The organism is Pseudaquabacterium terrae (assembly GCF_013266755.1).
Lineage (GTDB): Bacteria > Pseudomonadota > Gammaproteobacteria > Burkholderiales > Burkholderiaceae_C > Pseudaquabacterium > Pseudaquabacterium terrae.
The window spans coordinates 532545-544632 of sequence record NZ_JABRWJ010000004.1; the positions used below are offsets into that span (position 1 = coordinate 532545).

10 protein-coding genes are annotated in these 12088 nt (G+C 67.6%); 2 read left to right on the plus strand and 8 right to left on the minus strand.

What is annotated here, in order from left to right:
* Nucleotides 1-246 precede the first annotated feature (246 nt).
* Together HLB44_RS15110 and HLB44_RS15115 are read left to right on the plus strand one after the other, a co-directional pair.
* Nucleotides 247-3012: a TonB-dependent receptor gene (locus HLB44_RS15110; RefSeq protein ID WP_343051336.1), complete on the plus strand. Its 2766-nt coding sequence runs from the start codon at nt 247-249 to the stop codon at nt 3010-3012.
* A 274-nt stretch (nt 3013-3286) separates the two neighbouring features.
* A complete protein-coding gene (locus HLB44_RS15115) occupies nt 3287-5011 on the plus strand; it encodes a carbohydrate-binding protein (protein WP_173123862.1) in 1725 nt (574 codons plus the stop codon).
* A gap of 61 nt (nt 5012-5072) precedes the next feature.
* Here HLB44_RS15115 and cyoE read toward each other — a convergent pair whose 3' ends face one another.
* From cyoE to HLB44_RS15155, 8 genes are all read right to left on the minus strand, one after another.
* Entirely contained in the window at nt 5073-5987 is a 915-nt protein-coding gene (gene cyoE, locus HLB44_RS15120; protein WP_173123864.1) for a heme o synthase, read from the minus strand.
* Nucleotides 5988-5994: 7 nt separating this feature from the next.
* A complete protein-coding gene (locus HLB44_RS37260; RefSeq protein WP_343051346.1) occupies nt 5995-6279 on the minus strand; it encodes a cytochrome C oxidase subunit IV family protein in 285 nt (94 codons plus the stop codon).
* A gap of 179 nt (nt 6280-6458) precedes the next feature.
* Complete coding sequence (locus tag HLB44_RS15130) at nt 6459-7166, minus strand: heme-copper oxidase subunit III family protein (protein WP_173123867.1); 708 nt, start codon at nt 7164-7166, stop codon at nt 6459-6461.
* Nucleotides 7167-7201: 35 nt separating this feature from the next.
* The gene (locus tag HLB44_RS15135) at nt 7202-7873 is read right to left on the minus strand and encodes a cytochrome c oxidase subunit 3 family protein (protein WP_173123869.1); all 672 of its coding nucleotides are present in this window, start codon (nt 7871-7873) and stop codon (nt 7202-7204) included.
* The gene (locus HLB44_RS15140; RefSeq protein ID WP_173123871.1) at nt 7870-9663 is read right to left on the minus strand and encodes a cytochrome c oxidase subunit I; all 1794 of its coding nucleotides are present in this window, start codon (nt 9661-9663) and stop codon (nt 7870-7872) included. The genes HLB44_RS15135 and HLB44_RS15140 overlap by 4 nt, the downstream gene beginning before the upstream one ends.
* A 19-nt stretch (nt 9664-9682) precedes the next feature.
* A complete protein-coding gene (locus HLB44_RS15145) occupies nt 9683-10789 on the minus strand; it encodes a cytochrome c oxidase subunit II (protein WP_173123873.1) in 1107 nt (368 codons plus the stop codon).
* A 48-nt stretch (nt 10790-10837) separates the two neighbouring features.
* Nucleotides 10838-11347, minus strand: a complete 510-nt coding sequence (locus HLB44_RS15150; RefSeq protein ID WP_173123875.1) for a hypothetical protein — start codon at nt 11345-11347, stop codon at nt 10838-10840.
* Between the two features lie 122 nt (nt 11348-11469).
* Nucleotides 11470-11985 carry a DUF1269 domain-containing protein gene (locus HLB44_RS15155; protein ID WP_173124272.1) on the minus strand — a complete coding sequence of 172 codons (516 nt, stop codon included), beginning with the start codon at nt 11983-11985 and terminating at the stop codon, nt 11470-11472.
* Nucleotides 11986-12088 lie beyond the last annotated feature (103 nt).

Genomic DNA, 12088 nt, shown 5'->3' on the forward strand with positions numbered 1-12088 from the left:
GGCCCGTCGGTCGCAGGGCGACGTCCGACGGGCCTGTCTCATTTCCCTCTGAGCAAGGGTGCTTTTCAAGCGACAGGCGGTGGCCCGAGCGCAACACCTAGGGTTTACACAAGGCGGATTGAATAGGTAGTTTTGGTACAAATCCGTCCGACGACGAGGGTCCCCGGTGCGGACCGCCACTGCGGCAGGTGGCGTGTCCGAGTGCAAGCCGGGCAGGTGATGGGTTGAGTAGCAAGGAGACATCCGGTGAAGAGTTCGATCGACAAGCAGCGCGGCATGCCGCGCCTTCCGTCCTCCGGCCTGAGCGCTTCGGCCGTGGCCGCCGCGCTGCTGTGTGCGGCCGCCGCCGCGCAGGCGCAGCAGGCGACGCCGCCGGCCGGCGACAACATGACGGTCACGGTGACCGGCATCCGCCGCGGCATCGAGAGCGCCATCGCGGTCAAGAAGAACTCCGACTCGATCGTCGAGTCGGTGTCGGCCGAGGACATCGGCAAGCTGCCCGACATCAGCATCGCCGAATCAATCGGTCGCCTGCCCGGCCTGTCGGCGCAGCGTGTCGGCGGGCGCGCGCAGGTGATCAGCGTGCGCGGCCTGTCGCCGGACTTCGCCACCACGCTGCTCAACGGCCGTGAGCTGGTGAGCACCGGCGACAACCGCAGCGTCGAGTTCGACCAGTACCCGTCGGAGCTGTTGTCCGGCGTGCTGGTCTACAAGACGCCGGACGCCGGCCTGGTCGGCCAGGGCCTGTCGGGCACCATCGACATGCAGACCGCGCGCCCGCTGAGCTTCAGCAACCGCGTGATCGCGCTGAACGCGCGCGGCCAGCGCAACTCGATCGGGTCGGCGGCCAACGCGAAGGCCACCGGCAACCGCTTCAGTGCCAGCTACATCGACCAGTTCGCCGACAAGAAGGTCGGCCTGGCCATCGGCTTTGCGCACCAGGAAACGCCGGTGCAGGAGAACCAGGTCGGCCTGTACGAACCGTGGAAGGTGGCCGACCGCCCCGGCGTGCCGAGCGGCACGTTCGTCTCCGACGGCATCAAGGCACTGCGCCGCACCGGCAAGACCGAGCGCGACGGCGTGATGGCGACGCTGGAGATCCGGCCGTCGAAGTCGTGGGTCAGCATCGTCGACGCGTTCGCGTCGAAGGCCACGCAGGAGGACACGGCCAACCAGTTCGAGGTGAACCTGCAGTACAACGGCGCCTTCCCGTGCAGCCCCGCGTGCACCTGGACGCAGACGACGGTCAACGACAACCACACGCAGACCGGCGGCACGATCACCAACGTCTTCCCGCTGGTGCGCGGCATGTACAACAAGCGCGAGGACAAGATCCATGCGCTGGGCTGGAACAACCGCTTCAGCTTCGACGGCGGCGCGAGCGTGGTCGCCGACCTCAACTACTCGAAGGCCAAGCGCGACGAGCTGAGCCTGGAGAACAACAGCCAGCTGAACCCGGCCGCCGGCACCTACTTCGACACGATGAAGCTCGCCTTCAACAGCGGCGACTTCTCCAAGATGACGACGGCGCTGCGCTACGACGATCCGAGCAAGCTGTTCCTGCGCGGCACGATCTACGGCTCGGGCTACGGCAAGGTGCCGAAGGTCGAGGACGAGCTCACCGGCGTCAAGCTCACCGCCAACCTGCCGCTGGCGTCGCCGATGGTGGGCCTGGTTTCGGATGTCGACGTCGGCGTCAACTACGCCGACCGATCAAAGCAGAAGCGCCAGCCCGAGGGCAACATCAACGTCGGTGCGCAGGGCGACACGACGATCGCATCCGACCTGCAATACGGTCTGGTCGACCTCGGCTTCGCAGGCCTCGGCAACATCCCGTCGTGGAACGTGCCGGGGGCGGTCGCGCGCTACATGACCTTCAACCCGACCGACACCGAGAACTACCTGATCTCGAAGGCGTGGAACGTCGACGAGAAGACGGCCACCGCGTTCGCGCGCGCCAACATCGACGGCACGCTCGCCGGCTTGGCCGTGCGCGGCAACTTCGGCCTGCAGGTGGTGCGCACCGAGCAATCGTCCACCGCACGCTACTTCGACAACTCCGCGCCGGCGGGCAGCCAGGTGAAGCCGATCGACGACGGCAAGACGGTCACCGACGTGCTGCCGAGCCTGAACCTCGCGTTCTCGCTCGGTGGCGATCAGACGCTGCGCCTGGCCCTCGCGCGCCAGATGGCGCGCCCGCGCGTCGACCAGCTGCGCGCGTCGCTGGAGTTCGGCATCGACCGCGCCACCGGCAACCCGGGCGCCACCGGCGGCAATGCGCGGCTCGACCCGTGGCGCGCGAACGCGCTGGACATCTCGTACGAGAAGTACTTCGGCAACCGCGCCTACGTGGCGGCGGCGGCGTTCTACAAGGACCTGCGCAGCTACATCTACACGCAGGCCAACCACAGCTACGACTTCTCGCGCTTCATCGCCGGCTACCAGGCCTGCGACACCTGCCCGCCGGCCAAGCCGACCGGCACCTACACCGCGCCGTACAACGGCCAGGGCGGCAAGCTCAAGGGCGCCGAGCTGTCGGCATCCTTGCCGCTGAACCTGATCACCCCGGCACTGAACGGCTTCGGCGTCGTCGCCAGCGCCAGCTTCAACAGCAGCAACATCCAGGTCAAGGATCCGGAGAGCGAGAGCAGCGTCGGCGGCGGGTTCATCACCTTGCCGGGCCTGTCCAAGCGCGTCTACAACCTGACCGCCTACTACGAACGCGCCGGCTTCGAAGCGCGGGTCAGCCAGCGCAAGCGCTCGGACTTCATCGGCGAGATCGGCAACTTCGCCGGCAACCGCACGCTGCGCTACGTGGTGGGCGAAAGCATCGTCGACCTGCAGTTGGGCTACACCTTCCAGGACGGGCCGGCCAAGGGACTGGGCCTGCTGTTCCAGGTCAACAACCTGAACGACGACGCCTACCAGACCTATGCCGGCACCAAGGACCGGCCGCTCGAGCACATCAAGTGGGGCCGCACGCTGCTGTTCGGCGCCAACTACAAGTTCTGAGGCAGTACATCGTCGCGCCACTCGCTGGCGCCTGAAGTGAGCGTCAACCCCTCCGAGCTGAAAGGCCGGAGGGGTTTTGTTCGTCTGCGCGTTTCCCCTGATGATCGGTGAGCCCACTTCACGCAAAGTGGTATTTCAAGACGTCTTACTGGTCATTGAAGTGGTTGTAACCACTTGCGCGGCCCCCGGGCATGTCTCCGGAAGGCGTCTTGTCGTGCGCTGCCGCGCAAGCGGGAGCGCATCGGGATGACCACTTCAAGGGGAGTACCGCCACATGCCTTCGAACAAGGCGCAGCTGCCACGGCTGCGCAGGCTCTTTGCGCTCTCGCTGCTGACGGTCGCGGCCGCGGCCAGCCACGCGGCCTATCCGGCCTGGGCGCCGGACACCTACTACGCCGCCGGCACGATCGTCAGCTACAACGGCCGCCTGTACAAGGCGCTGGTCTCGCAGACCGACCACAGCGGCACCGGCTGGAACCCGACCGTGCCGTCGCTGTGGTCCGACCAGGGGCCCGACACCGGAAGCCCGCCGCCACCGCCACCTCCGCCGCCGTCACCCAATCCCCCGCCGCCGCCGCCGCCGCCGCCGCCGGCACCGCCTCCAGGTAATACCACTTGGAATGCCAGTACCGCGTACTCCGGCGGTGCCGTCGTCAGCGTCAACGGCGTCAGTTACCGGGCCAACTGGTGGACGCAGGGTCAGAACCCATCGACCAACAACGGCGCGGCGGGGTCCGGACAACCGTGGACGATCGTGGGCACTGCGCCGCCACCCCCGCCTCCGCCGCCCCCTCCGCCGCCACCCCCGCCTCCGCCGCCCCCCGGGCCGCCTCCGCCGCCGCCCCCGCCGCCGCCCCCGCCGCCGCCCCCACCCAGTGGCGGCCTGACGGATCCTGCTGCGCGGTCGGCCAACCAGTCGGCGCGCGCCTTCACCGGCTACTACCCGAGCTGGAGCGACAACTGGTTCGATGCCACGGGCAAGGACCTGAACGCGGTGTTCAACGCCAGCCAGCTGGCGCGCATCCCGGCCAACTACACCCACGTCGTGGTCGCGTTCGCGCGGCCGAATGCGCAGTGGGGCGGCCTCGCGGCGAACAGCTGGTCAGGCACCGGCATCGACTTCAACTCGCGTCCGTCCGACATCAAGCGCGCGATCGACGTGCTGCATGCCCGCAACATCAAGGTGGTGCTCGCCGTCGGCGGCGCGACCTACAACGACTGGGCGGGACTGGCGGCCGAGGGCCATGCCGGGAGCGGGCCGACGATCAACGCCTTGGCGTCGATGCTGACGGAGCTCGGCTTCGACGGCCTCGACGTCGACTACGAGATCGAGGGGCTCGACGGCTACGCGGGGGCCGTCAAGGCGCTGCGCCGCGCGGTGGATATCGCGGGTGGAGGGCGAATCCTGTCCGTTGCAGCATGGTCGACGGGTGCCGATTGCACCGCGGCGACGATCAACGATGCGCAATGCAGCGGCCTGCCGGTGTCGTACTGGGGCGGCAAGGCCGGTCTGGAGCGCCAGCTGGTGCGCAGCTACCCGGCGTTGGCCGCCTCGTTCAACCTCGTGAACATCATGAGCTACGACGCGCGCTTCGAGCACTACGACGGGCCGACCGCCTGGCGTCAGTACCGCGCGCTGTTCCCGTCGAGCACGATCGTCTCGATCGGCCTGGAGACCTCGCCCGAAGGCTGGTCCGGCGCGAACCTGGTGATCAACAACGCCGACGCACAGTGCACCGGCTCGGTGAACCTGCAGAACTCGTACGGCGTGAACATCAACCAGCCGTACTCGGTCGAGCGTTACGTCGGCTCGGTGATCACCAGCACCGCGCCTAACCGCAATCCGCGCGACGGGGCGATGCTGTGGTCGATCCTGAAAACGGCGAACGGCAACTGCGGCAGCGCGGCGCTGGCCTCGCCGGGCACGATCGGCAAGAAGAACGCCCAGCTGCTCGGCGTCACCGACGACCCGGCGCTGCAGGGCACACCGTGGAAGTGATGGGCCGCTGAAGTGCAAACGCCGCCGCGGTGCGCCGCGGCGGCGTATTTCTATCATGCATTCAGAGCGGCAGCAGGTAGTGGTCGGCGAGCAGCAGGCCGAAGAGGCCGAACAGGTGGACGATCGAGAAGCGGAAGGTCGGCATCGCCTGCCGCACGTCGCGCTTCAACGCCCACGCATGCCAGATGAAGCGCAGGCCCAGCGGCAGCGCGCCGGCCAGGTACAGCCAGCTGCTCATGCCGATCGCATTGGGCAGCAAAGTGAGCGGCAGCAGCGCGATCGTGTACTGCAGCACGCGCTTCTGCGTGAACGGGATGCCGTGCACCACCGGCAGCATCGGGATGTCGGCCTTCGCGTAGTCGGCACAGCGGTGGATCGCCAGGGCCCAGAAGTGCGGCGGCGTCCAGACCAGGATGATCAGGAACAGCACCAGCGCGCCCGGGTCGACCTGGCCCGTCACCGCGACCCAGCCCAGCAGCGGCGGCGCGGCACCGGCGGCGCCGCCGATGACGATGTTCTGCGGCGTCGCGCGTTTCAGGTACAGGCTGTAGACCACCGCGTAGCCGAGCAGCGAGGCGAAGGTCAGCAGCGCGCACAGCAGGTTGGTGAAATGCAGCAGCAGCGCCATGCCGGCCGCGCCTATTGCCGCGGCGAAAGCCAGCACCTGGACCGCGCCGAGCGCGCCGCTGGGCAGCGGCCGCAGCCGGGTGCGCGCCATCAGCGCGTCGATGCGCCGGTCGACCAGGTGGTTGATCGCCGCCGCCGAACCGGCGACCAGCGCGACGCCCAGCGTGCCGAACAGGAACAGCGGCAGCGGCACCGGCCCGCTGGTGGCGAGCAGCATGCCGACCAGCACCGTGAAGCTCATCAGCGCGACGACGCGCGGCTTCGTCAGCTCGACATAGCGGTGCCAGAGGCGGCGCTGCCGGGTGCGGGGCAGCGGCGAGGGCGTCGCGAGTTCGGCGCTTTGCTCCATCGGGCGGTCAGCGGAAGAAGAGCAGCCGCGACAGGTGCGTGTAGCCGCCTTCCGAGGCCATCAAGCCGACCAGCACCAGCAAGGCGCCGGGCGGCAGCAGGATCGCGCAGATCAGCGCCATGCGTTCCCAGGCCATGTGCATGAAGATCGCGACGATCAGCCCGGCCTTCAGCATCATGAACAGCAGGATCAGTCCCCAGCGCAGCAGGCCCTGCAGGTGGAAGTAGTCCACCATGTACGAGAAGGCGCTGAGCACGAACAGCAGCGCCCAGATCTTCAGGTACAGCCCGATCGGGTGCTGTTGTGTGGCATGGCCTGCGGCCTGACCTGTTGCATGGCCTGCGGCGTGGCCTGTTGCATGGCCTGCGGCGTGGCCTGTTGCATGGCCTGCGGCGTGGCCTGTCGCATGGCCTGCGGCCTGGGGCGCCGCGGCGCCCGGGCTCGTTGTTTCGGTGTGCATGTGCCCCCCGATCACCAGAGATAGAAGAACGCGAAGATGAACACCCACACCAGGTCCACGAAGTGCCAGTACAGGCCGATCACTTCGACGATCTGGTAGTTGGCCTTGCGGTCGTAGTCGCCGCGCACCAGCTTGCGTGCGAACAGCAGCAGCAGGATCACGCCGCCGGTCACGTGCAGGCCGTGGAAGCCGGTGATCATGAAGAAGGCCGAGCCGAACTGCGCGGCGCCCATCGGGTTGCCCCAGGGCCGCACGCCTTCGGAGATCAGCTTGCTCCACTCGAAGGCCTGCATGCCGACGAAGAGCGCGCCGAAAGCCGCGGTGACGACCATCAGGATCGCGGCCGTGCGCTTGTCGCGGCCGTAGGCGTAGTTGACCGCCATCGCCATCGTGCCGCTGCTGGTGATCAGCACGAAGGTCATGATCGCGATCAGCAGCAAGGGGATGTTGGCGCCGCCGACATGCAGCGCGAACACCTCGCTCGGATTCGGCCAGGGCACGGTGGTCGACACGCGCACCGTCATGTAGCCGGTCAGGAACGAGCCGAAGATGAAGGTGTCCGACAGCAGGAAGATCCACATCATCGCCTTGCCCCACGAGACGTGGAAGGCCTGGCGGTCGGAGGCCCAGTCGGCGATGAAGCCGCGCAGGCCGGGCACGGCATGGCGGCCGTGACCGGTGGCGTGCGCGGGTGGCGTGGCAGGGGTTGGCGCGGACATCGGTTTGTCGCCCGGCGTAGGGATCGGCAATGCACTCATCTCGGCGCCTCGATGCCGCAGATGTAGCGCACGAACTCGGGCGTCAGGGTGCCGAGCGCGGCGTACAGCAGCAACCAGACGGCGAGCAGGAAATGCCAGTAGCGGGCGCACAGGTGGATGCGGACCGCGGCGGCCGCGGCGCGCTCGGCGAGCACGCGGCGGTCCGGCGCGGCGCCCGGGGCGAGCTTCGGTGGGCCGATGTCACGTGTGGCCAGGCTCCAGGCGATCAGCCCGCCGAGCACGTGCAGCCCGTGCAGCGCCGTCAGCACGTAGAAGAAGCTCGCTGCAGGGTTGCCGGTCAGCGTGACGCGGGCCGATTGCAGCACCGACCAGGCCCACAGCTGCGCGCCGAGAAAGGCCATCGCGCAGAGCCCGCCGGCCCACAGCAGCGCGGTGGTGCGTGCCGCTTCGTCACGGCGGGCACTGCCGGCGGCCGCCTGCATCAGCAGGCTGCCGCCGATCAGCAAGCCGGTGCTCAACCACAGCTGGCCTGGCATGGCGATCGACGACCAGTCCGGGCTGACCATGCGCATCATGTAGGCCGCCAGGAACAGGCCGAACAGCGTGCTCGCGACGCCGATGAAGACCCACAGACCGATGCCGGCCGCCTGCAGCGGCGGTACGGGCGGAGCCTGCAGTTCCTGGGGCTCGATCACCGCCGTGCTCATGTGCTGGCCTTCGGGTGATGCGTGGCGTACGACGCGTCGGGCTCCTGGCCACCCGCTTCAGCCGGCGCGTTCTGCGCGATGAAATCCTGCGGCGCGCCGGGCACGTTGTACGCATACGCCCAGCGGTGCACCGACGGCAGTTTCGCGCCCCAGTTCAGGTGCTTCGGCGGCGTGTCCGGCGTGAACCATTCGAGCGACGCGGCGCGCCACGGATTGGGGTCGGCCTTGCGGCCGCGGAAGGCGCTGTAGACGAGATTGAAGACGAACACCATCTGCATCACGCCGACGAAGAGCGCGACGACCGTGATGAAGACATTCAGCTGGTGCGCCGACGCCGGGATGAACTGGTAGTCGGCGTAGTTGTGATAACGCCGCGGCATGCCGAGCACGCCGAGGTAGTGCATCGGGAAATAGATCAGGTAGGTGCCGAGGAAGGTGCACCAGAAGTGCAGGTGGCCGAGGCGGTCGTCGAGCATGCGGCCGGTGATCTTCGGGAACCAGTGGTAGATGGCGCCGAAGACGACCAGCAGCGGCGCGACGCCCATCACCATGTGGAAGTGCGCGACGACGAAGTAGGTGCCCGACAGCGGGATGTCGACGCTGACATTGCCGAGGAACAGGCCCGTCAGGCCGCCGGCGAGGAAGGTCAGGATGAAGGCCAGCGTGAACAGCATCGGCACCGTCAGGTGGATATCACCACGCCAGAGCGTCAGCACCCAGTTGTAGACCTTGATCGCGGTGGGCACCGCGATGATCAGCGTGCTGGTCGCGAAGAAGAAGCCGAACCAGGGGTTCATGCCGGCGACGAACATGTGGTGCGCCCAGACGACGAAGCTCAGCGCGCCGATCACGACGATCGCCCAGACCATCGTGCGGTAGCCGAAGATCGCCTTGCGCGCATGCACGCTGATCAGGTCGGACACGATGCCGAAGGCCGGCAGCGCGACGATGTAGACCTCGGGGTGGCCGAAGAACCAGAACAGGTGCTGGAACAGCAGCGGGCTGCCGCCACGGTAGCCCGTGACCTGGCCCATCGAGACCAGCGCCGGCATGAAGAAGCTGGTGCCCAGCGTCTTGTCGAACAGCATCATCACGCCGCTGACGAAGAGTGCCGGGAAGGCCAGCAGCGCGAGCACGGTGGCCGTGAAAATACCCCACACGGTGAGCGGCATGCGCAGCAGCGTCATGCCCCGGCAGCGCGCCTGCAGCACGGTGGTCACGTAGTTCAGGCCGCCCATCGTCGTCGCGACGATGAAGATCACCAGCGACACGAGCATCAGGATGATGCCCCAGTCGTGCCCTGGCGTGCCGGGCAGCACGGCGGCCGGTGGATACAGCGTCCAGCCCGCGCCGGTGGGGCCGCCGGGCACGAAGAAGCTCGCGCACAGCACGATCACGCTGAGCAGGTAGACCCAGAAGCTCAGCATGTTCATGTACGGGAACACCATGTCCCGCGCGCCGATCATCAAGGGGATCATGTAGTTGCCGAAGCCGCCCAGGAACAGCGCCGTGAGCAGGTAGATCACCATGATCATCCCGTGCATCGTCACGTACTGGTAGTAGCGCTCCGGGGTGATGAACTCGAACACGCCGGGGAACCCGATCTGCAGCCGCATCAGGTTCGACAGCGCCAGGCCGATCAGCCCGACGAGGATCGCGACGCAGCCGTACTGCACGGCGATGACCTTGTGGTCCTGGCTCCAGACGTACTTCGTGAAGAAGGTGCGCGGTTCGTCGTGATGCTCCTCCTCCTCGAGCTCTTCGGCGGAGTGAACGTCGATGTCGGCCATGCTGGCGCCTCTATGCCCTTCAGGGGCGCTGGGATTTGATGTGCGCGACCAGCGCGTCGACCTCTTCGTCGCTGAGGTCGATCTTCGGCATCACCGGCGGGAAGCCCTTGATGCTGCGCGCGGTCGGTTCCTTGATGAAGTCGCGCAGGAAGGTGTCGTCGACACGCACCGTCGTGCCGTCGTCGAGGCTCTCCATCTTGCCGTGCAGACCCTTCCAGGTCGGCCCGACGCCGGCGCTGCCGTCGACGGAATGGCAGGCGACGCAGCCGCGCGCCTGCGCGACTTCCTTGCCGCGCGCGGCCAGCACGTCGCCCCCGGCAGCCGTCGGCGCCGGCGGCGCCATCGACTCGGCAAAGCCGGGGTGCGTTTTCAGCCAGGCCTGGAAGGCGGCATCGTCCTCGACGATCACGAAGCCGCGCATCGCCGGGTGGCCGACGCCGCACAACTGCGCGCACATCGCCTCGTACTTGCCGGCCTTGGTCGGCGTGAACCAGAAGTGGCTGACCTGGCCCGGCACGATGTTCATGCGGGCGCGGAACTGCGGCACGAAGTAGTCGTGCAGCACGTCGTGCGAGCGCAGCAGCACCTTCACCGGCCGGTTCAGCGGCAGGTGCATCTCGTTGCCGGTGACCACCGTGTCGTCGCGCCCGGCCGGGTCGGCCGGATCGATCGCGAACGGGTTGCTGCCGGTGTAGAAGCGGGCGTCGCTGCCGCCGAGCTTGCCGTCGGGGCCGGGGAAGCGGTAGCGCCACTGCCACTGCTGGCCGAGCACCTCGACGATCATCGCGTCGCCGGGCGGCTGCACGTAGTCGGCGTAGACCTTCAGGCCCGGCGCCAGCAGCGCGATGATGCCGACGGTCGTGATGCCGATCAGCCAGCGCTCGACCTTGTGGTTCTCCGGCTCGTAGGCGCCGCGGTGGCCCTGGCGATGCCGAAACTTCACCAGCGCATAGACGACGAAGAGATTGATGACGACGAAAAAGATGCCGGTGACCACGATCGTGATCGTCAGCGTGTCATCCATCGCCTTCCAGTTGGAGGCCAGCGGCGTGAGCCACCAGGGCGTCACCAGGTGAAACACCACCGAGGCGACGACGATCAGGAGCAGTACCAGCGCGATCACCATCCGGAAGGCTCTCCTCGACGCGGCCGGGGCGTGGAAAGAAACGCGGTGCTAGCTGCCGGCGTCGGAGGTCCGGGCCAGCTTCCAGTACAACACCGCGGCGATCACGCCAAAAGCCAGTTGTGCCACCAGCGTGCCCCAGCCCCGCAGTTCCGCGAACCACGGGAAGACCTGCGACATCGCATGGAAATTGAACAGGTACATCGCGAAACCGAATATCGCGCCGATCGCCTGGATCACGCCGAGGCTGGTCTCGTAGTGGAAGCCGGCGATCAACGCGCCCAGCGCCAGCCCGAAGGCGATGCCGATCACGTAGTGCACGACCAGCGCGATCGTCACGACACCGAGGTCGAAGGGCAGGATGGCGGGCTTGAGGATGTCGGGGCCGAGCACCAGCGCAGCCACCAGGTGCGGAATGCGCCAGGGGCCGGCGGGGCCCATCGTCGCTTCCCACAGCAGTTCCAGCACCATCAGCACGGCGCCGGCGGCGAAGCCGGCAACGGCCGCCGCTTTCCAGTCCGGGGCGCGGCGCTCCCAGGCGTGGGACATCTGCAGTTCCATGAGCACCTCCATCAAAACTCGGCGCGGCGACGGCTGTTGAAGCAACCGTGTCGCGCCGATGAGGGGTCCCAGGTCGGCCGCAGATCGATGCCTGCGGCCCGGCCGGAGGGCCGATCAGATCTCTACGGGAAGGCCAGCACGTTCGACTCGACGCCTTCCAGGTGGGCTTCCGGATGCAGCGCCTGCAGCCGAGCCTCGATCTCCTGGACGCGCGAGCTCGACACGTCGACCATCAGCAGGATCTGGCCCTGCTCGATCATCGGCGTGAAGCGCTTCAGCCGCTGGCTCGGCACCGAGATGCCGATCATGCTGGCCGACCAGGCACCGAAGCCCGCGCCCAGCATGCCCAGCACCGCCGCCAGCCCCCACTGTGGCGCATCGCCGATGATGGGGAAGTAGATCGCCGCGATCACGCCGATCAGCGAACCGGCCGAACCACCGACGACGAGACCCATCTCTGCGGCCCGAATCACGTCGGAGGTCTGCAGCACGTTGGCCTGATGCAGCCCCGTCATGTCGGCGTCCTCGCGGGCGACGAAGTGGATGTGTCGCTCGCTGATACGCGCCAGCAACAGATCGTCCATTGTCCGCCTGGCGCTGGCCAGGTCGGGCAACAACCAATAGATCCTTCTGCGCATGCCGCCTCCTTTAAGTTGGAGCAAATGCAGTGCAATGGACAAGGCGTTTCTACACCCGATCATGGTCTTCAGGCAATGGGGCCCCCTCGTATGCGGGCCGAGT